16 protein-coding genes, 1 tRNA gene and 1 pseudogene are annotated in these 21,209 nt (G+C 61.1%); 16 read left to right on the plus strand and 2 right to left on the minus strand.

Features of this window, described 5'->3' with window-relative positions:
• The first annotated feature begins 23 nt into the window (after positions 1 to 23).
• From HU773_RS01710 to HU773_RS01775, 14 genes and pseudogenes are all read left to right on the plus strand, one after another.
• A complete protein-coding gene (locus HU773_RS01710) occupies positions 24 to 656 on the plus strand; it encodes a hypothetical protein (RefSeq protein ID WP_057438948.1) in 633 nt (210 codons plus the stop codon).
• A gap of 258 nt (positions 657 to 914) precedes the next feature.
• Entirely contained in the window at positions 915 to 2,411 is a 1,497-nt protein-coding gene (locus tag HU773_RS01715; RefSeq protein WP_057957945.1) for a YdgA family protein, read from the plus strand.
• 327 nt (positions 2,412 to 2,738) lie between these two features.
• Positions 2,739 to 5,189 carry a poly-beta-1,6 N-acetyl-D-glucosamine export porin PgaA gene (gene pgaA, locus HU773_RS01720; protein WP_186625054.1) on the plus strand — a complete coding sequence of 817 codons (2,451 nt, stop codon included), beginning with the start codon at positions 2,739 to 2,741 and terminating at the stop codon, positions 5,187 to 5,189.
• A 12-nt stretch (positions 5,190 to 5,201) separates the two neighbouring features.
• The gene (pgaB, locus tag HU773_RS01725) at positions 5,202 to 7,202 is read left to right on the plus strand and encodes a poly-beta-1,6-N-acetyl-D-glucosamine N-deacetylase PgaB (RefSeq protein WP_057957947.1); all 2,001 of its coding nucleotides are present in this window, start codon (positions 5,202 to 5,204) and stop codon (positions 7,200 to 7,202) included.
• A gap of 3 nt (positions 7,203 to 7,205) precedes the next feature.
• Positions 7,206 to 8,552, plus strand: coding sequence for a poly-beta-1,6-N-acetyl-D-glucosamine synthase (gene pgaC, locus HU773_RS01730; RefSeq protein WP_120731196.1), 1,347 nt, complete (start codon positions 7,206 to 7,208; stop codon positions 8,550 to 8,552).
• Complete coding sequence (gene pgaD, locus HU773_RS01735) at positions 8,549 to 9,016, plus strand: poly-beta-1,6-N-acetyl-D-glucosamine biosynthesis protein PgaD (RefSeq protein WP_186625056.1); 468 nt, start codon at positions 8,549 to 8,551, stop codon at positions 9,014 to 9,016. The genes pgaC and pgaD overlap by 4 nt, the downstream gene beginning before the upstream one ends.
• Before the next feature lie 383 nt (positions 9,017 to 9,399).
• Positions 9,400 to 11,974: pseudogene (locus HU773_RS01740) on the plus strand (autotransporter family protein).
• A gap of 141 nt (positions 11,975 to 12,115) precedes the next feature.
• Positions 12,116 to 12,697 (plus strand): hypothetical protein, encoded by a 582-nt coding sequence (locus HU773_RS01745; protein WP_186625058.1) that lies wholly within the window; start codon positions 12,116 to 12,118, stop codon positions 12,695 to 12,697.
• A 31-nt stretch (positions 12,698 to 12,728) separates the two neighbouring features.
• Complete coding sequence (locus tag HU773_RS01750; protein ID WP_186625060.1) at positions 12,729 to 13,409, plus strand: CsgG/HfaB family protein; 681 nt, start codon at positions 12,729 to 12,731, stop codon at positions 13,407 to 13,409.
• Between the two features lie 29 nt (positions 13,410 to 13,438).
• Positions 13,439 to 13,801, plus strand: coding sequence for a DUF4810 domain-containing protein (locus HU773_RS01755; RefSeq protein WP_057957961.1), 363 nt, complete (start codon positions 13,439 to 13,441; stop codon positions 13,799 to 13,801).
• Entirely contained in the window at positions 13,798 to 14,448 is a 651-nt protein-coding gene (locus tag HU773_RS01760; protein ID WP_057436967.1) for a DUF799 domain-containing protein, read from the plus strand. The genes HU773_RS01755 and HU773_RS01760 overlap by 4 nt, the downstream gene beginning before the upstream one ends.
• 203 nt (positions 14,449 to 14,651) lie before the next feature.
• On the plus strand, positions 14,652 to 16,283 hold the full coding sequence (locus tag HU773_RS01765) for a vWA domain-containing protein (RefSeq protein WP_186625063.1): 1,632 nt from the start codon (positions 14,652 to 14,654) through the stop codon (positions 16,281 to 16,283).
• A 94-nt stretch (positions 16,284 to 16,377) separates the two neighbouring features.
• Positions 16,378 to 16,950, plus strand: a complete 573-nt coding sequence (locus tag HU773_RS01770) for an RNA polymerase sigma factor (RefSeq protein ID WP_057957963.1) — start codon at positions 16,378 to 16,380, stop codon at positions 16,948 to 16,950.
• A complete protein-coding gene (locus HU773_RS01775) occupies positions 16,947 to 17,549 on the plus strand; it encodes a hypothetical protein (protein ID WP_057957964.1) in 603 nt (200 codons plus the stop codon). The genes HU773_RS01770 and HU773_RS01775 overlap by 4 nt, the downstream gene beginning before the upstream one ends.
• Before the next feature lie 101 nt (positions 17,550 to 17,650).
• Here HU773_RS01775 and HU773_RS01780 read toward each other — a convergent pair whose 3' ends face one another.
• Complete coding sequence (locus HU773_RS01780; RefSeq protein ID WP_225923829.1) at positions 17,651 to 18,553, minus strand: LysR substrate-binding domain-containing protein; 903 nt, start codon at positions 18,551 to 18,553, stop codon at positions 17,651 to 17,653.
• A gap of 108 nt (positions 18,554 to 18,661) precedes the next feature.
• Here HU773_RS01780 and HU773_RS01785 point away from each other — a divergent pair, with 108 nt between their 5' ends.
• Positions 18,662 to 19,036: a nuclear transport factor 2 family protein gene (locus tag HU773_RS01785; protein ID WP_186625065.1), complete on the plus strand. Its 375-nt coding sequence runs from the start codon at positions 18,662 to 18,664 to the stop codon at positions 19,034 to 19,036.
• 185 nt (positions 19,037 to 19,221) lie between these two features.
• Here the strand turns inward: HU773_RS01785 and HU773_RS01790 are convergent.
• Positions 19,222 to 19,298, minus strand: a tRNA-Arg gene (locus HU773_RS01790).
• Between the two features lie 369 nt (positions 19,299 to 19,667).
• Between HU773_RS01790 and gabD the strand changes: the two genes are divergently transcribed.
• A complete protein-coding gene (gene gabD / locus HU773_RS01795; RefSeq protein WP_057957966.1) occupies positions 19,668 to 21,110 on the plus strand; it encodes an NADP-dependent succinate-semialdehyde dehydrogenase in 1,443 nt (480 codons plus the stop codon).
• Positions 21,111 to 21,209: the final 99 nt, after the last annotated feature.

Raw genomic sequence — 21,209 nt, forward strand, 5'->3', positions numbered from 1 at the left:
CGTTGCTCATGGGGATTCCAATAATGAAAAACCCTTATGCTCCCGCGTTCTGGTGCGTGCTCTTCGCACTGGTGTTGTTATCGGCGACTTACTTTTACGGCGTCATGCTGGCCCATCAACTGGATAAGGCCATGGTGTTCCTCGACAGCGCCTGTGCGTTGATCGCCGCGTTGTCCATTGGCGTGGTGGCCTGGGCCTCCTACCAGGGCCAGCGCACCCAGAAAAAAATCCTCGAACAAGGCAAGACGCGGGTGGCAATCTGGGACACCAAGGTCGCCCTGCGCCGGGTCGAAACCGTGTTCGACCGCTATTTCTGGGGCAGCTACTGGCAGCCTGGGCGCACCTTCCAGGAAGTCATGGGCGAACTGACCGGCACGCCCCTGGAAAAAAGCCTCGAAGCCTTGAAGCAACAATGCGTGGTACTCGACCGACAAGTGGCCGAAGGGCGGCACTGGCTGAACAACGCCCGGGAACTGTCCGACGTCGCCACCGCCATGGCCCGCGAGCGTTACCAACTGGACTTCTACGACCCCAAGGCGGATACGCCGGGCAATGCGGTGATTCACCGCGAGTTTGAAGTGCTGGTGTACACCTGGACGGCGCGGCTGAAGAGTTTTGATCACCAGCTCGACGAAATCGAGATGGAATACTCCTGACCCAGGGCTGAGTCCAGTGGACCTGATAAAACTCCGTGAGTCTTATTGGGGCTGCTACGCGGCCCAACGGGGGGCAAGCCCCCTCGCCACAATGTTCCATTTCCATCCCCTGGGCCGCGTTGTCCGCCACAAGAGATTGCAACGAGCCCCCCCGCCAGTGCTAACCTTGCCCCGATTTTCGGCGGGCTTGAGCCGACGCCCCACTTCGGGGTTCAGGGAAGACAGCCCACTTCGCACAGGATTGGATCAGGACACTTCATGAATAAATCAGCCGTTGTACTTTTGGGTTTTGTTGCCGCCGTCGGCGTGGTCAGTGCCGGCGGTGCCTGGTACACCGGCAGCCAATTGGAAGGTGTGCTTAAAACCACGATCGAAGACGCCAACAAGGAGATGGAACGCTCCCTGGCCGGTGTCGATGGCCGTATGACCCTGGAGATGGTCTCCCTGGATCGCGGCTGGTTCAGCAGCACCGGCCACTTCCGTCTCAAGGCTGAAGGCGCGGTGTTCGGTGAACAGTTCAAAGACAGCGAACTGCTGTTTGTCGACCGTATCGAACACGGTCCGCTGCCGGTCTCGCGCCTGGTCACCCTGAAGTGGTGGCCAGTGCTGGCTACCAGTCACCTGGCCCTCGAGAAGAACCCGACCACCGAAAAATGGTTCGCCGCCACCAAGGACGTTTCGCCGGTCAAAGGCGTCGCCAACATCGGTTTCAACCGTTCGGTCACGGGCAACCTGGAGCTGCTGCCCCTGGAGTACAAGGACGGCACCACCAGCGTCACCTTCTCCGGCTTGAACATGGACTACTTCAACACCGAAAAGGCGACAGAGATCAAGGTCGACGGTTACATGGACGCCCTCAAGGTCTCCCTGGTCGACCCCAAGGGGGCACCGTTCCAGGCAGAGCTCAATGGCTTGACCCTCGCCAGTAACTTGACCAAGAGCAGCTTTGGTTTTTATGTCGGCCAGAATACCGTCGTGTTGAGCAACAGCACGTTCACCTTTGGCCCGGAACAAGCCGTGCTGACCGTCAAAGGGTTCGAGCAGAAAGACAGCAGCGATACCAAGGACAACAACCTGGACGGTCGCGTCGACTACAAAATCACCGAGATCGGTTACCAGGGCAAGCCCGTGGGTTCGGCGGCCATGGCCGTGAGCGTCAAGAACATCGATGTGCCATCGACCATGGTGCTGACCAAGCTGTATCAGGACAAGATGCAACCGGTGCAGGCTGCCCAGGCTGCCGGCCAACCGATTCCTGAGCTGCAACTGAGCGAAGCCGAGCAAGTGCTGGCCCAGGCCAACGTTGATCTGCTGCTGGCCGCCAAGCCGCAAGTGGCCCTGGAAAATCTGTCCCTGAAGACCGCCAATGGCGAAAGCCGCTTCAACCTGGTGGTAGACCTGACCAAGCCGTCCACCATGGAGCTGCCGCCGGTTGAACTGGCCAAGCAGATGATCACGCTGCTGGATGCCAATCTGACCCTGTCCAAGCCGATGATCGCTGACGTGGCCGCCCTGCAAGCGCAGATCGGTGGTGTGACTGACCCCAAAGCCATCGAGCAGCAGGCCCAGATGGCCAGCGAGATGGTCAGCGGCATGGCCGTGGGCACGCAACTGGCGACCCTGGAAGGCAACGACATCCTGGCCAAGCTGCATTACGCCAACAATGAAGTGACCTTCAATGGCCAGAAAATGACCGTCGAGCAGTTTATCGGCGGCGTACTGGGCAAGCTGGGTGCGGTCAGCGGCGCCCAATAAGGCTGCCCGACCCCCTGTAGGAATACGGTTTGTGTAGGCGCTGGCTTGCCTGCGATAGCATCACCTCGGTGTGTCAGTGAAACAGAGGTGATGCCATCGCAGGCAAGCCAGCTCCCACAGAGGCCAGCTCCCACACAAGCCCCACGTTTGATCTCAACTGGCTTGTAGGACAATTCTGAACAATTGTCCTAATTTGTCCTATTCCATATCCTTCTCAGGGATATTGCGCCCAGGAAAGCTTGGCCGGGTCATCAGACACCGGCGGCCTGATGCGTGTTGTACAGGCGAACCTATCGCTACAGCTTTCCGAGTAAGGAAGCTGACGACATGTTGCGTAATTTCTCTCCCTCTGGCCCTGGCCGCCTGCGTCTACTGATCGGTGCTGCCTTGTTGCTGCCGACCCTGGCCGTGGCCGATCCTGCCTATGATTCCCTGATTCGCCAGGCCCGTACCGGCAACTACACGCCAGCGCTCAACCTGTTGCGCCAATTGCCTGCCGAGCGCCAGACCTCTGGCCAGGTCAGCGATCACCTGTTGATCGCCAGTTGGGCGCGCCAGGATGACGAAGTACTCAAGGTCTATGAGGCCCAGGGGCACCAGCGCCAACTGACCACCCAAGCGCTGACCACCGTGGCCCGCACCTACCGCAATCAACAGCGCTGGGCCCCCGCCGAGGCGGTGTATCGCCAGGCCTTGCTGCGCGAACCGAGCAACCCGGACCTGCAACTGGGCCTGGCCATGACCCTGGCCGATGGCGGCAAAACCGCCGAAGCCGTGCAGCGTGCCCGCACCCTGGTGGCGGCCAAGCCCGAGAATGTCGAGCGGCGTATGGCCCTGGGCTATGCGTTGTCCCGTGCCGGGCAGCCCTATGATTCGCTGTTCGAATTCGACCAGGCGTTTATCCGCGCCGGTAACCAGTCCGAGGTGGTGCGCGAATACCTGATCGCCCTGCAACGTGCACGTATGCCGGAACCGGCCCTGCGCCTGAGCGCCCGCCACCCCGGCTTGCTGGACCCGGTGACCCAGCGCCGCCTGGAAGGCGACCTGGCTGCCGAACGCGTGCGCCTGGCTGAATTCCCGACGCGCAGTGAAAGCGAACGCTTTGTGATCGCCGACCGCGCCCTCAAGGATTACGACCAACTGCTCGCCACCTGGACCCCGGACGCCAGTGCCCATGATGATGTGGTGCGCTGGCGCATCGACCGCCTGGGCGCGCTCAAGGCCCGCGCACGTACCGCCGAGGTGCTCCACGACTACGAAGCCTTGCAAGCTCAAGGCGTGCAACTGCCCAACTACGCCCTGCGCTGGGTGGCCGCCGCCTACCTCGACCAGCGTTTGCCCGAGAAGGCCGCGCCGCTGTATCGCCAGGCAGTGACCGCGTCGGATGCCGACCCCAGCAATCAGGTGGTCGACAGCACCGCGCTGTACTACTCCCTGCTGGAAAACGACCAGACCCGCGAAGCTCGCGCCGTCGCAAACGACCTGGCGAGCACGCAAAGACCTCGGGTTGAACTCAAGGGGCTGCCCCTCGGTAACCCCAACGACGCGTGGCTGGCCGCCCAGCAACTGGCGGCCCAGGCCGCGACCTACGGCGCCGATCTGCCGACCAGTGAAAAAAGCCTGGAAACCCTGGTGCGCACCTCGCCCGGCAATGTCGGCATGCGCGTGGCCCAGGCGGACATGTTCCGCGCCCGCGCCTGGCCGCGACGTGCCGAAATTGCCCTCAAGGACGCCGAAAACCAGAACCCGCGCCACATCGACCTGGAAGTCTCCCAAGGCTACAACGCGCTGGATCTGCAGGAGTGGCGCCAACTCGATATGCTCGCCGATGACGTGGTCGCCCGCGCCCCGGACAATCGCCAGGTCCAACGTCTCCAGCGCCTGCGCAAGGTGCATGAGATGGCCGAGCTGCGTATCGAAGCCGAGACCGGTAAAAGCCATGGCGGCGGGGCGGTTGCCGGTAGTCGTGACTGGGGGATCGAAACCCTGCTCTACAGCCCGCCCATCGATGAAGACTGGCGGATATTCGGCGGTATCGGCTACGCCACCGCCGACTTTGAAGAAGGCACGGGCCACCACCGCTGGCAGCGCCTGGGTGTGGAGCGGCGTACCCGTGATATGACCCTGGAGGCCGAAGTCTCCAATCACTCCTACGGCAAAGGCACCAAGCAGGGCGCACGCCTGGCGATTGCCCGCGACATCAACGACCACTGGCAGTACGGGGGCAGTCTTGACTACCTGGCCGCCAGCACGCCGTTGCGCGCGCTCAATGCCAACGTCACCGCCAACGGCGGCAGCGGGTTTATCCGCTGGAGCGCCAACGAGAGCCGTGAGTGGAAACTGGCGCTGAGCCCGTCCCACTTCAGTGACGGTAACGACCGTGTCGAAGCGTCGCTCATCGGCCGTGAGGGTGTCTACCGCTCGCCGGGCGTGCAAGTAGACCTTGGCCTGGAAGTCGCCGCCAGCCGCAACAGTAAGGAAGAGGCCGCGTATTTCAACCCGCGCTCAGACTTCAGCGTGCTGCCCACGGTGAGCGTCAACCATGTGCTTTATCACCGCTACGAAACCCAGTGGAGTCAGCAGTTCCAGGCCGGTGCGGGCACTTACAGCCAGCGCGATTACTCCACCGGTGCCATTGGTTTGCTCAGTTACGGCCAGCGTTATCGCTGGAACGACGTACTGGAAACCGGCGCCAACCTGAGCTGGATCAACCGACCTTATGACGGTGAGCGCGAAAGCGATGTGCGCCTGATCGTCGACCTCACTTACCGTTTCTAGAAGAGTCCGATCATGACCCTTGTTTCCCGTTGCCTGCTGGCCCTGGGTTTTGTGCTGAGCAGTGCCTGTGCCCAGTCCCCCGCGCCTTTTACGCCACCTGCTGAACGACTCAAACCGGTCAACGAAGCGCCGTGGCCGAAAAACCATTTCCTGGGCATTGCCTACCACGATGTCAACGACCGTGACCCCGACCAGAGAGTGGTGGCGGTGCGTACCGAACGCCTGATCGAACAGTTGTCCTGGCTGCGCGAGAACGGTTACCAGGCGGTCAGCGTCGACCAGGTCCTCGCCGCCCGTGCCGGCGGGCCAGAGCTGCCGCCCAAAGCCGTCATGCTCAGCTTCGACGACGGTTATTCGAGCTTTTACACCCGCGTTATGCCGATCCTGCGTGCCTACCAGTGGCCGGCCGTGCTGGCGCCAGTGGGCAGTTGGGTCGACACGCCGTTGAACCAGCCGGTGGATTTTGCCGGCGTGCCGCGTAACCGCGGGGAGTTTCTGACCTGGCAACAAGTGCGCGAAGTGGCGCAATCGGGCCTGGTGGAAATCGCCGCCCACACCGACGCCAGCCACAAGGGCGTGCTGGCCAACCCCCAGGGCAACCAGGAACCGGCCGCCGCCACCCGGCGCTATGACCCGGTCACCCGCAGTTATGAGTCCGAAGCGCAGTTCCGGGCGCGGATGCGCGCCGACGTCGCGGCGATTTCCAATAAGATCCGCGCCGTTACCGGCAAGGCCCCGCGTGTGTGGGTATGGCCGTATGGGGCGGCGGATGGCACTGCTCTGACGGTGGTGGGTGAGCAGGGTTACCAGATGGCCCTGACCCTGGAGGACGGCCTCGACAACCTCGGCAACTTGATGAGCAGCCCGCGCTTTCTGGTGGACAACGACCCGTACGGTGAGGACTTCGCCAACAGCATGGTCTCGGCGCAGGTCAAAGCACCGATGCGCGTGCTGCATGTGGACCTCGATCATGTCTACGACCCGGACAAGGCGCAGGAGGTGCGCAACCTCGACGCGCTGGTCCAGCGTGTGCTGGACATGGGCGTCGACACTGTATTCCTCCAGGCGTTCGCCGACCCCAAGGGCGATGGCCTGGCGCGTTCGCTGTACTTCCCCAACCGCCATCTGCCGATGCGTGCCGACCTGTTCAACCGTGTCAGTTGGCAGCTGCATACCCGTGCCGGCCTGGTCAAGGTCTACGCCTGGATGCCCGTGCTGAGCTTTGCCCTGGATGCCAAGCTACCCCGCGTCAGCCGCTGGGACCCGGCCACCGGCAAGGTGGCCGTCGACCCGAAACAGTACCAGCGCCTGTCGCCGTTCGATCCCCAGGTGCGCAAAGTCATCGGTGAGATCTACGAAGACCTGGCCCGTACCAGCGCTATCCACGGTGTGTTGTTCCACGATGACGCCGTGCTCTCGGACTTTGAAGACGCCAGCCCCCAAGCCCTGAAAACCTACGCCGCCAACGGCCTGCCGGGCAGCATCCAGGCGCTGCGCGCCGACCCTGAAGTGATGCAGCGCTGGACCCGTTTCAAGAGCCGGTACCTGATCGACTTCACCCATGAACTGACCGCCAAGGTCCGCGCCCTGCGCGGCCCGGAAGTGCTCACCGCGCGCAATATCTTCGCCGAGCCGATGCTCAACCCAGCCAGCGAAGCCTGGTTTGCGCAGAACCTCGACGACTTCCTCCAGCACTACGACTGGACCGCGCCGATGGCGATGCCATTGATGGAAGGTCAGTCACTGAAGAACTCCAACGCCTGGCTGGAAAAGCTCGTGGCCACGGTCAAGGCCCGGCCCGGTGCGATGCAGCGCACGGTCTTCGAGCTACAGGCCAAGGATTGGCGCACTCCAGCCGCCCCGGACATTTCCGGCGTGCAAATGGCCGAGTGGATGGGTGTGCTCAAGCGCCAGGGTGCCAGCAGTTTTGGCTACTACCCCGACAACTTCCTGGAGAATTCGCCGGATCTGAACACCGTGCGTCCGGCCCTTTCCAACAAATGGAATCCTTGACTCATGTTCGACAGAATCCTTGCTCTTCTCGTGTTGGCATTGGTGTTGGGTGTGCCCCTGGGCCTGATCTTCCTGGTCACCGGGCAGTTCCTGATGGAGTTCGTGTTTTTCTACCCGTTGTTCATGTCCGGGCTGTGGATCGCCGGCGGCCTGTACTTCTGGCTGCACTGGGAGCGCCACTGGCCGTGGTCCGATGACACCCCGGCGCCGGTGCTCAAAGGCGAGCCGCTGATCTCGATCCTGATCCCTTGCTACAACGAAGGCGACAACGCCGCCGAGACCATCGGCGCGGCGTTGGCCCAGCGCTATCGCAACCTGGAAGTGATTGCGATCAACGACGGCTCCAGCGACAACACCGCCGAAGTACTCGATGCCCTGGCGCTGCAAGAGCCGCGCCTGCGGGTGCTGCACCTGGCGCAAAACCAGGGCAAGGCCGTGGCCCTGCGCATGGGCGCCGTGGCGGCGCGCAGCGAATACCTGGTGTGCATCGACGGTGACGCTTTGCTCGACCGCAACGCGGCGGCCTACCTGGTGGCGCCGATGCTCGACAACCCACGGCTTGGCGCGGTCACCGGCAACCCGCGCATCCGCACGCGCTCGACCTTGATTGGTCGGGTACAGGTGGGCGAGTTCTCTTCGATCATTGGTTTGATCAAGCGTACCCAGCGGGTTTTCGGGCGGATCTTCACCGTGTCTGGCGTGGTGGTGGCGTTTCGGCGGGCGGCCCTGGACCGGGTCGACTACTGGAGCACCGACATGATCACCGAAGACATCGACGTGAGCTGGAAGCTGCAACTGGACCACTGGAGCATCTTCTACGAGCCGCGTGCGCTGTGCTGGATCCTCATGCCGGAAACCCTCGGCGGCCTGTGGAAACAGCGTCTGCGCTGGGCCCAGGGCGGCGCCGAAGTGCTGTTCAAGAATATTCGCGGGATCTGGCAATGGCGCCATCGCTACCTGTGGCCGCTGCTGTTCGAGTACTGCCTGTCCACCGGCTGGGCCTTCACTTTCCTGCTGTCGGTGATCTTCTGGGGCGTAGGGAAAGTGGTGCCGTTGCCCGAGGCGATTGCCGTCGGTTCGCTGATGCCGCCGGCCTTCACCGGGTTGCTGCTGGCGGTGGTGTGCCTGGTGCAATTTGCCGTGAGCATCATGATTGACCGGCGCTACGAGCGCGGCCTGTGGAAAACCCTGTTCTGGACCGTCTGGTACCCGCTGGTGTTCTGGCTGGTGAGCCTGTTCACCACCCTGGTCAGCTTTCCCAAAGTCCTGTTCCGCCAACATCAAAAACGCGCGCGCTGGGTCAGCCCGGATCGCGGCATCAAGGCACCTGCCAAGGAAGTTAAGCCATGAACCTGATCCGTACCCCACAGCGGCCTGTGATGCAGGCCATTGATATTTTCCTGACCCTGATGGCCTGGGCCGGCCTGGTGATCCTGCTGGTGCGCGGCCTGGTGCCGATGCTCGATAGCAATGGCGGCCCACGCATCGATGCACCGATTTTTGCCGCGCTGAACACCTTGCAGATCTACCTGTGGATCGCCTTGTTCAACGCGGTGCTGCTGATCGTCTGGGCGCGCTACCAACAACGACGCGGCAAGCAATTCGCCCAGCGGCGCGCGGCGACCAAGGCGTTGAGCGACCACGGCTTGAGCGAGAGCTTCCGCCTGGCGGCAGGCGAGCTTGAGCAACTACGCCGGCCGGGGGTGTTGGTGATTCATAACGATCAGGAGGGCGGGGTGCAGGCGGTGACGGCGCATCACTCCCTTGAGGTGCGGCGGCCAGGGTTAAAACTGGTGGTGGGGCAGGAAAACTAGGAGCGTAGGAAAAGTGACCTTTTGTTGCAGGAAGATTCGCCAATAAATTTAAGAGTAGTCCTATTTATCTCGCCTCGGCGGCCCACTGACAATCACGGAGTTGCGCGCCTTTAAACGTTTGATGAGTAGTTGTTCGTTATAAATCAATGGGTTGGCTGTGAATCAAAATGAGGTCCTCGCTCAATTTGAGAGCCTGTGTGCTGACAACCTGTTCGGCGATGACCGCGAACGCTTGCTCAATCTGCGGGAAATTTAGCAGGCCATTGATCAGCTCAAATGATGCAGGTCGTCGGTCAGTGCAAGGGCTCAAACAGGCTGTTTCGGTTTTATACCTGCTGCCGCCGAGATTGTGAGCGGAGCCCCAGTCATACATGGAGTTTTACGTGAAGCCAAAGCCGTTTAAAAAAAGCCTGCTGGCTTTGATCGTTGGGGCAATCAGCACTCAAGTGCTGGCCGTTGAAGTGGACGTTGGTCAAGGCAAGAGCACCTGGAGCGGTGAGAAGTTTAGTGAATCACTGACCCTCACCGGGACGGTGACTCAGCCCACGAACGTGACCGCCAACCTAGTCACGAGCAATTGGATGGGGGTGAGTATCGCCGATACGAGGATCGAGGGGTCGCTGATCAATCGGGCCGATATCGTTCTGGGTGATCACGACCGCCCCATTCGGGCGCTTGCCGTGGACGCATCTCTGGAAATGACTACTAATCCGCGTAGTAGCACCATCACGGGGGGATGTGATCCAGGCTGGAAAGATCATCCTGAATAACGGTGGTTATGAGGGCCTTGAAATCGGTGGAGCGACCATCGGCGGAAGTGTCATCAACTCCGGCACCATCCAAGCCACAACCAGTTCCCAGAGAGGCGGAGATGGTATTTACCTGCATGGCGCCACGGTGGGAGGGGATGTCTCCAATACCGGTGTGATCTCATTGGTCGGAGATGATTCCCTTGGTATTGCACTGGACCGGCGGGGCACGCAACTCACCAGTATTGGGGGCAAGATCCTCAACTCCGGGACGTTGTCGGTGACGGGTAAAGACGCTTGGGCCTTTGAGGTGGAAACCGAAACTACTCCTTTACGCATCGAAAACAGCGGCCTGCTTTCGGCAAATGGCGCTGGTGCGTCCGGCGTGGTGTTTTATGACGGTACCGTCGACTACATCCTCAATACAGGTGTCCTAGAAGCCAAAGGCGCCAACGCCAACGCTTTCGACTTCCGTGGTGCAAGCTTTGCGCAAAACAGCCCCATCGGCTCTCGCGGCATCGTCAACCGTGGCACTGTCAGCGCCGATGGCATTGCGATCAAGGTCGATGCTGGCAAGCAAACCTCCCCCTTCGAAATCAACCAGCAAGCCGGGGAAATCCGCAGCAACTCCGGCACCGCCATCGACGCGGCCAACCTGGCGAGCCTGAACTGGAGCGGCGGCAAAATCGTCGGTGATGTGCTCGGTGTCACGGCTGTGAACATCAACGGCCAGGCCGATTTTACCGGCGCGCGCATTGGCGGCCCGGTATCGGTCAACGCGGGTTCGTTGAACCTGTCCGGCGCCGGCACCACCATCACTGGCGACCTGAATGTAGCCAGCGGCGCCGGGGTTGATATGCGCCTGTCCAACAGCGTGGTGCCGACCACGCCTTACCTGACGATCAGCGGCGCCGCGAATTTTGCCCAGGCTTCGAAGGTGACCTTGAGCGCCAAGCCCGGTGATTTCACCGCAGCGCCCAGCGGCACCGAATACACCCTGCTGCAAGCCAGCAGCGTGCAAAACAACGGCCTGACGGTCGCCAGCAGCTCGTCGTTGCTCGATGTGCTCAGCTACTCGGCCGATGCGCAGACGGTCAAGGCCGTGGTGGGCTTGAAGCCAGACGAGCAGGTGCAAACCGACCTCGGCGGCGTGGGCGCCAGCACCTCGGTAGTCACCGCCGTGAACCTGCTGAAAAACGAAGTGCTGGGGCAACTGAGCCAGGACGACGCAGTGTTCCAGGCCGTGGCCAACGCCGGCAGCGCCCAGCAACTGGCGCAGATTGGCGAACAGCTCAAACCTGACGTAAACCGTGGCGCGCTGGACGTGGCCTTGTCCGGGCAGACCGTGATCAACGGCACGATCCTCAACCGCCTGGCCGGCCAGCGCGATGGCAGCGAACGCGGCGGTGTGTGGGTGCAAGGCCTGAGCAGCAACATGGACCAGGACGGTCGCGGTGGCGATAACGGTTACTCAGCCAACAGCAGCGGCGTGGCCGTCGGCGTGGACGGGCGTTTGAACGACAGCACCCGCGTGGGCGTGGCGTACAGCTACCTCAACTCCAACATCCACTCGGACCTGGGCAACAAGACTGAAGTGCAGGGCAACGCGCTGTCGCTGTATGGCAACTGGTCGCTGCAGAACTGGTTTGTCGATAGCAGCCTGAGCTACGGCGTCAACGACAACGACAGCAAGCGTCATATCACCGGCACTACAGCGAAGGGCAGCTACGACAGCCAGGCACTGTCGGCCAGTGTGGTGGGCGGTTACAGCTTCAAGGCGTCGGACAGCGTGCTGATCGAACCGCGTGTCGCCGCGCGTTACTCCAGCGTGCACATGGACAGCCTGCATGAGAAGGGCTCTTCGGCGGCGCTGAACACTGGTTCCCAACGTTACGAAGTCGGTGAGCTGGGCGCCGGCCTGCGTGTGGCAGGCAACCTGGCGCTGGGTGCCGGCACTCTGCAACCGGAAGCGACCGTGATGGCCTATCACGACCTGATGGGTGATCGCGTGGCGCAGACTTCCAGTTTTGTGAACGGCGGTTCGACGTTCAGCGTGACCGGCGCTTCGGTGGCGCGTGACAGCTATGAAGCCAGCGTGGGCGTGAACTACCAGGTCTCGGCGTTCAGCGTCGGCGCCAGCTACACCCGTCAGGCTCGCAGTGGATTTGATGCCGATGGCGTCATGCTCAAGGCCCGTTACGCGTTCTAAACCGTCCTGGTAGGAGCGAGCGTGTGTGGGAACTGGTAAGCCTGCTCCCACACAAGCCTGCTCCCACCAGTGCGAAACACCTTGAGAACCGCTCGCAACCCCGTAAAATGCCGCAGCACTTAATCAGGGATGAATTCGAAGATGCGCATTTTTGCCCTACTGCTGGCTCTTTCCTTTCTGGCCGGCTGCGCTTCCAAACCCCCGTACTACATCTCTCCAGCACCCGTGACCATTCCCAAGACCGCCACCTTCTGGGTCGATACCTTCGACGTCAACGTGGTGGGGCAGGGCCGAATTTTCATGTCGGACGCCAAAGTCCGCGAGCAACTGGGCGTCGACCTGGTCGACCGTCTGCTCAAGGCCAAGCGCTACGCCAGCAGCAAGCAGACCGCTGACTACCTGCTGGACGTGGATATCGTCTACGTGCGCCATCTCCTCGACTCCAAGGGCGGTATCACCAGCCTGGTGGTCGACGACAACACCATCCTGCAAAGCATCGACTTCGGCTACAAGGTCAAGGTCAAGAAAGCCGACGCCGAGGTGCTGCATTTTGCCCAGGATCGGGGTGGCCTGGTGCCCAATAACTGGGGCGGCCGGGTGCAGCAATGGAAGACCATTGGCGGGGTCCTGACCAATGAAGGCAACGCCAATATCGAGCGCCATTTCACCGGTGGCTTGAGCAATTACATCGTGCACGACCTGCGCGCCATACCCTCACGTTAATACCCCGGATTTATTCACCTAGGAGCACCCTGTGAAATCACTCTGCAAAATCCTGCTGTCCGGCCTTGCCGCCACGGCACTGCTGACCCTGGCCGGTTGCGCCACGGAAAGCTCCCGCGCACTGCCGATCGAAAAAGTCGCCAGCGCCAGCGTCGCCTACTCCGGCGTACGCGTGCCGATTGCCGTGGGCAAGTTCGATAACCGCTCCAGCTACATGCGCGGGATCTTCTCCGATGGCGTGGACCGCCTCGGTGGCCAGGCCAAGACCATCCTGATCACCCACTTGCAGCAGACCAACCGCTTCAGCGTGCTGGACCGCGACAACATGGGCGAAATCTCCCAGGAAGCGAAAATCAAGGGCACCGTCCAGAACCTCAAGGGTGCTGACTTCGTGGTGACCGGCGATGTGACCGAGTTCGGCCGCAAAGAAACCGGCGACCGCCAGTTGTTCGGCATTCTCGGGCGTGGCAAGACCCAGGTGGCCTACGCCAAGATCAACCTGAATATCGTCAACATCAGCACCTCCGAAGTGGTGTATTCCACCCAGGGCGCCGGTGAATACGCGCTGTCGAACCGTGAAGTCGTGGGCTTTGGCGGCACCGCCAGCTATGACTCCACCCTCAATGGCAAGGTCCTGGACCTGGCCATGCGCGAAGCGATCAACCGCCTGGTCGACGGTATCAACGCCGGCGCCTGGAACCCGCGTAACTGATTTAAGTGTTTTCAAGGAGCAGTACACGGATGAGCAAGGCAGTTAAGTTAGCGCTGATGCTGACAGCAACCGCGCTGGTTGCAGGGTGCCAGACGGCACCCAAGCCCCTGTATCAATGGGAAAGCTACCAGCCACAGGTTTACGAGTACTTCAAGGGCGAGCCCAAGGAAGCCCAGGTCGAAGCGCTGGAACGCGACCTGCAAAAGATCAACGCCAGTGGCCGCCAGGCCCCGCCGGGCTACCACGCCCACCTGGGCTTGCTGTACCTGAGCATGGGCAAGGATGACCAGATGGTGCAGCAGTTGCGCACCGAGAAGGCGCTGTTCCCCGAGTCTGCTGCCTACATGGACTTTTTGCTCAAGAACGCCAAGGCCCCAGAGGTGAAGAAATGAGCTTTTTGAAACTCACCGGCGCCTTGCTCGCCCTGGCCTTGCTGGGCGGTTGCGCAGCACCCAAGACCGTCGATTACTCGGCCTACAAGCAGGCGCGGCCGAAGTCGATCCTGGTGCTGCCACCGATCAACGAGTCCCCTGAAGTGCAGGCCTCCTACAGCCTGGTATCGCAGGTGACCTACCCGTTAGCGGAAGCCGGTTACTACGTGATGCCGATTGCCCTGGTGGACGAAACCTTCCGCCAGAACGGCCTGACCACCGCCAACGATATCCAGGGCGTGCCGCCGGGCAAGCTGCATGAGATCTTCGGCGCAGACGCGGCGCTGTACATCACCGTCAGCGAGTACGGCACCAAGTACATGCTGATCACCAGCGACACCTCCGTGACAGCCTCGGCCAAACTGGTCGACCTGCGCACCGGCACCACCCTGTGGACCGGCTCGGCACGGGCGTCCAGCGAGGAAGGCAACAACAACGGCGGCGGCCTGGTGGGCATGCTGATCACTGCGGCGGTCAAGCAAGTGATCAACAGCTCCACCGACGCGGCGCATCCGATTGCTGGTATCACCAGCGCGCGCCTGTTGTCGGCCGGGCAACGCACCGGGATCCTATACGGCCCGCGCTCGCCCAAGTACGGCTCGGACTGATCTGGACCAGTCACTGCCGATCCAATGTGGGAGCGGGCTTGCCCGCGATAGCGGTAGGTCAGTCACCGTATGTATTGACTCGCCCACCGCTATCGCAGGTCAAGCCAGCTCCCACACAGGTTGAGTGACCAGACGCTAACCCGAATCCCGACGCTCCTACGTCTGACCTTGTGAACGCATCATTCACACACGAGGTTCAGCCCATGTCCCATCCTCTTCTCCTCCTGCGCCCCGCTGCCCAGGGCTTTGCCGTGACCTTGCTGGTGGCACTTGCCGGGTGTGGGCTGTCATCCCGTGACGAGGCCAAGGCGCCCGAAGCGGCTGCCGTCCCCGAACTGCAAAGCGCGCCTGTCCAGGCTCAGGGCGCCATGCTCAAAAGAATGGCGATGCCGGCACCGATGGCCATGCATGACGCCGTGGCGATGGAGTACCGCGCCGAGCCGCGTGAGCAGTATCAAAACCTGCCGGACAACCCGGTGCACAGCGTTGCCGAAACCCCGGTCTCGACCTTCAGCGTCGATGTCGACACGGGCAGCTATGCCAATGTCAGGCGTTTCCTCAACCAAGGCCAGTTGCCACCCGAAGGTGCCGTGCGACTTGAGGAAATGGTCAATTACTTCCCCTACGACTACCCACTGCCGAGCGATGGCTCACCGTTCGGCGTGACCACCGAAGTCGCCGCCACCCCCTGGAACCCCAACACGCGCCTGCTGCGCGTCGGCATCAAGGCCTCCGAGCGTGCGGTGGCCGAATTGGCGCCGGCCAATCTGGTGTTCCTGGTGGATGTTTCCGGCTCCATGGACCGCCGCGAAGGCCTGCCGCTGGTGAAAAGCACCCTCAAGCTGCTGGTCGACCAACTGCGCGATCAGGACCGCGTGTCGCTGGTGGTGTATGCCGGCGAGTCGCGGGTGGTGCTCAAGCCCACCTCCGGGCGCGACAAGGCAAAAATCCGCAACGCCATCGAGCAACTGACCGCTGGCGGCTCCACGGCGGGCGCATCGGGCATCGAACTGGCCTATCAGATGGCCCGCGAAGGGTTTATCGACCAGGGTATCAACCGCATCCTGCTGGCCACCGACGGTGACTTCAACGTCGGCATCAGCGACTTCGACAGCCTCAAGCAGATGGCCGTGGACCAGCGCAAAAGCGGGGTATCCCTGACCACCCTGGGGTTTGGTGTGGACAACTACAACGAACACCTGATGGAACAACTGGCCGACGCGGGCGATGGCAACTACGCCTATATCGACAACCTGCGCGAAGCGCGCAAGGTACTGGTGGAGCAACTCAGCTCGACCCTGGCCGTGGTGGCGCGGGATGTAAAGCTGCAGGTGGAATTCAACCCGGCCCAGGTCAGCGAATATCGCCTGCTGGGCTATGAAAACCGCGCCTTGAAACGTGAGGATTTCAGCAATGACAAGGTGGACGCCGGCGAAATCGGTGCCGGGCATACCGTGACAGCGCTGTATGAAATCGTACCCAAGGGTTCAAAAGGCTGGCTGGAACCGCTGCGCTATACCCAGGCCAAGACTGGCGATGGCAATGCCACAGAACTGGCCATGTTGCGGGTACGCTACAAGCCGGCGGCGGGTGGCAGCAGTCGCCTGATCGAACACCCGATCAAGAGTGCTCAACACACGCCCAGCGACGACCTGCGCTTCTCGGCCGCCGTGGCCGCCTTCGCCCAACAGCTCAAGGGCGATGGCCGCTACACTGGCAGCATGAGCCTAAAAGACACCGCCGCCCTGGCCCGCTCGGCCCGCGGTGTTGATCCCTACGGCCTGCGTAATGAATTTGTACAGTTGGTGGAACTGGCCCAGAGCCTCAAACACTGATCTTGCACACGATACAGCTCTAATGTGGGAGCTGGCTTGCCCGGCTCCCACAGGTAATCTGCAGTGATCCATCGAAAGGAGTTCGCCACTTAACATGGCCGTACCAGATGATCCACCCAGCGACGAATCGCTGCTGGCCCGCTACCGCAGCGGCGATGCAGGCGCCTTCGAAATCCTTTATGCCCGGCACCGCCAGGGCCTTTACCGGTTTCTCGTGGGCCTCTGCAACAAGGCCGAACTGGCTGAGGAAATCTACCAGGACACCTGGCTCAGCCTGATCCGCAGCACTACCCAGCCACAAGGCCGCGCGAGTTTTCGTACCTGGCTGTTCCAGATTGCCCGCAACCGCCTGATCGACCATTGGCGCAAGCACGGCATCCACAACCCGCTGCACGACAGCTACGACGAACAACTGCACGCCCAGCCCGACGCCGGCTCCGGCCCCGAGCAGCAACTGAGCCTGAGCCGCGACCAGGGTCGTCTCGATGCAGCGTTGCAAGACCTGCCCGAAGACCAGCGCGAAGTGTTTATGCTGCGCCTGCACGGCGACCTGGAACTGCCGCAAATCGCCGCCCTGACCGGCAGCCCACTGGAAACGGTAAAAAGCCGCTTGCGTTACGCCCAGCAGAAATTGCGTCGGCTGCTGGCCGAGGAGGTACCCGTATGACTGACTCCCGACACCCCCAGGATCCGACTGACGAAGGGCTGATCCAGCACTTTCGCCAACACAGCGCCAGCGAGCCGCCTGCGTCCCTCGACGCCTTCATCCTCGCCGCCGCCCGCCGCGAAGCACCGGCTCCCGGGCCAAACCTGTGGCAACGCTGGCTGCAAGCTTGCCAACGACCACGCTGGCAGATGGCGTTTGCCACCGTGGCCGGGGTCGCACTGATGATTGGCGTGGTAATGCGCTCGCCAGTACCTGATATCGACCTGCCCGAAGCCGCCGAATATGCCGCTGCGCCACCGCCGCAGGCACTGTCTGCCCCCGCCGCCCCCGCGCCCATGGCCCGTATGGCGATGGCACCACAGGCTGACAGCGCGTCGGTCCAGGCCGAGATGGCGGCGGTCATGGCCGATGAGCCCGTGGCGAAAATGAGCAAGCAGATAGCCGCCAAACCGCAGTCTCTGGAGCAGGGGCTTGAGGAGATTGTGCATCTGCGCGAGGCGGGAGAGAGCAGGGCGGCGGATGAGAAACTGCTGGCGCTGCACAAGCGCTTTCCTGACGAAGACCTGCCCGCCCGGTTGGAGGCGTTGCAAAAGCGTTGAACCCGCGCCCATAAAAAAGCCCCAGGTCTTGCGACCTGGGGCTTTTCGTCTGTATCTGCGGCTCCCGGCGCGGTTTGAACTAAGAGCTACAGGCAGCGGTTTTATAGGCTGTCTTGATACGCCACGACTTGGTCTTTGAGCCAGCTGTGCAGGGAGGTTAATTGCGCCGAACGTTTAATCCCCAGTGGCCAGACCAGGTAGTAGCTCGAAGAATGCGCCGGTTCGATGTCGGTGAGTTTGACCAGCTCCCCACGTTGAATCAGTGAATGGGCGATCGAGCGGCGCGTCAATGCGACGCCGTGCCCGAGCCGTACCGCTTCGAGCAGCAAGGTGGAGTCGGTAAACTCCAGCGAGGCGTGAGGGCGCTGCCCCTCCACGCCTGCGGCGCACAGCCAGGTTGCCCAGCTTTCACTGGCGTGTAGCAGTGGCTGCTCGAGGATGGCGTGCGGCGTGTCTGGCAATACACCGTGGTTGAAGTCGCGAGCAGCGACCACCAGCAATGAGTCGCTCATCAGTGTTTCGCAATGCATATCGGGCCATTGGCCGTGACCGAAGCGGATTGCGCAATTGACCAGGCCCTGTTCTAAACCGGCGAACGCCATGGTCGATTCCAATTTCAGGCGCAACCCGGGATGGGCACTCATAAAACCGTGCAAGCGCGGCAATAACCAGTGCATGGCATAGGAGGGCAGCACTGACAGGGTCAGTTGCGGGAAATTGCTTCTCGCCAGAAACTTCTCTGTGACCCCGGCGATTTCACCCAGCGCCTGCCTGATCTGGTAGGCATAAATGCGCCCCTCTTCCGTCAACACCAGGGAACGTCCGCTGCGCATCACCAAGGTAATACCCAAATACTCTTCAAGAGAGCCAATCTGATGGCTGACGGCACTGTGGGTCACGTGCAGCTCAACGGCCGCCAAATTCACCTTGCCCAGCCGGGCCAAAGCCTCGAAGGCGCGCAATGCGGCGAGTGGAGGGAGCTTCAATAGGTGAATTCCTTTCACGGAAAAGTCTAATAATAGCCGCTATACGTGAAGCGAGCGAGATACCGATAATAGCGACGATTTAATTATTTAAATAATGTCATGCTAATAAAGCGGGAGTTGTTCGCCATGATCAATGAAATCCAGTCGTTTCTGAAAAACTACTTTGATGTACTGCAAACCCAGGACTTGAATCTGTTTGATCGGGTCTTTCATCGGGGTTGCGTGTTATATAGCGCACAAGACTCGACCGTGGTCGTCCGGTCTTTTGATGAGTACAGGGCCATGGTTCAAGGCCGTCAGTCGCCACAGGAAGGTGGTTTTCCAAAACTTGATGAAGTATTGATGATTGATGTGATGTCTGCGGAAATGGCCATCGTTAAAGTGCGTTTGCGCCTATTCAATAACGTCATGGTCGACTACTTGAACTTGATGAAAGTCGATGGCCAGTGGATGATCTTCGCAAAGCTCTTTCACAAGGCCGGTGAAGTGACAACTCAGTAAGCTAACGGCCAGATGAAAAATGAGAACAAACTTATGTAGTGCACTCTTCGCGTTGCCAGTTTACGCACTCCAACTTACAACGCAAAAGCGCTTTGCCTAGTTGGATATGGCCGGCAGAAGAGTCTTTGTGACAGCGCCCACAAAAAAGCCCCAGGTCTTGCGACCTGGGGCTTTTTCTCTGTATCTGGTGCACCCGGCGGGATTCGAACCCACGACCCCTGCCTTCGGAGGGCAGTACTCTATCCAGCTGAGCTACGGATGCTTGTGCGGGCGCCATCATACCCATGTCGACCTTGGGCGTCCATGCTGGTTTTTGGCCGTCTGCCGGTAGGATTCTGGAGCGGCGAGGCTCTGTACCGGGCGGTGTGCGTCCTTGGCGCTGAATCCGGCTGTTGTGCGCCTGTCAGAATAATTCGGCTAATGCGCCGTTTTCGTTCTTTTTTTCGAACAGACTATTGCCCTGCCCCCCCATTGATCCTAGGATTCGTTTGAGATTTCAAACGCTCTGTCTCCCGTGCGCGATGTTTCAGCTTGCGCCCAGTGACTGATTTCCCTGACGGCAGCCTTCGAGGCGCCTTTCAACAACTCTAATTTGCCCCGCGCGCGCGCGGTGCTGTTAAGGAAAGCCGACATGCAGCTTAAAGACACCCAGTTGTTCCGCCAGCAAGCCTTTATAGATGGCGCTTGGGTCGATGCGGACAACGGTCAAACGATCAAGGTCAACAACCCCGCGACTGGCGAGATCCTGGGCACCGTGCCGAAGATGGGCGCCGCCGAAACCCGTCGTGCCATCGAAGCCGCCGACAAGGCTTTGCCGGCCTGGCGCGCACTGACTGCCAAGGACCGTGCAAACAAGCTGCGTCGCTGGTTCGAGCTGATCATCGAGAACCAGGATGACCTGGCGCGTCTGATGACCCTGGAGCAGGGCAAGCCGCTGGCCGAAGCCAAGGGCGAAATCGTCTACGCCGCTTCGTTTATCGAGTGGTTCGCCGAAGAGGCCAAGCGTATCTACGGGGACGTGATCCCTGGCCATCAGCCAGACAAGCGCCTGATCGTGATGAAGCAGCCGATCGGCGTCACCGCCGCCATCACGCCGTGGAACTTCCCGGCCGCGATGATCACCCGTAAAGCCGGCCCGGCCCTGGCTGCCGGTTGCACCATGGTCCTCAAGCCTGCGTCGCAAACCCCGTTCTCGGCGTTTGCCCTGGCTGAGCTGGCCCAGCGTGCCGGGATTCCAAACGGCGTGTTCAGTGTGGTCTCCGGCAGCGCTGGCGATATCGGCAGCGAGCTGACCAGCAACCCGACCGTGCGTAAATTGTCCTTCACCGGCTCGACCGAAATCGGTCGCCAGTTGATGGCCGAATGCGCCAAGGACATCAAGAAAGTTTCCCTGGAACTGGGCGGCAACGCGCCGTTCATCGTGTTCGACGACGCCGACCTGGATAAGGCCGTCGAAGGCGCGATCATCTCCAAGTACCGCAACAACGGCCAGACGTGCGTGTGCGCCAACCGTCTGTACATCCAGGATTCGGTGTACGACGCGTTCGCGGAAAAACTCAAAGTGGCCGTAGCCAAATTGAAGATCGGCAACGGTCTGGAAGAAGGCACCACGACTGGCCCGCTGATCGACGAAAAAGCCGTGGCCAAGGTCCAGGAACACATCGCCGATGCCTTGAGCAAAGGTGCGACCCTGTTGGCGGGCGGTAAGGTTATGGAAGGCAACTTCTTCGAGCCGACTATCCTCACCAACGTGCCGAAAAACGCTGCCGTGGCCAAGGAAGAAACCTTCGGCCCGCTGGCGCCGTTGTTCCGCTTCAAAGACGAAGCCGAAGTGATCGCGATGTCTAACGACACCGAATTTGGCCTGGCCTCCTACTTCTATGCCCGCGACCTGGGCCGTGTGTTCCGTGTGGCCGAGGCCCTGGAATACGGCATGGTCGGCGTCAACACCGGGCTGATCTCCAACGAAGTGGCGCCGTTTGGTGGTATCAAGGCGTCGGGCCTGGGCCGTGAAGGCTCCAAGTACGGTATCGAGGATTACCTGGAAATCAAATACCTCTGCCTGGGTATCTAACCGGCAAGGTATCGCTGCAAACGCAAAGGGCACGAGAGCGCTGTCCCTTTGCGTGCTTCAAACCGTTATTCGAAGTGGCCGGGAAAGCTGTGGCAGTCG

The organism is Pseudomonas shahriarae, from assembly GCF_014268455.2.
Taxonomy (GTDB): Bacteria; Pseudomonadota; Gammaproteobacteria; order Pseudomonadales; family Pseudomonadaceae; genus Aquipseudomonas; species Aquipseudomonas shahriarae.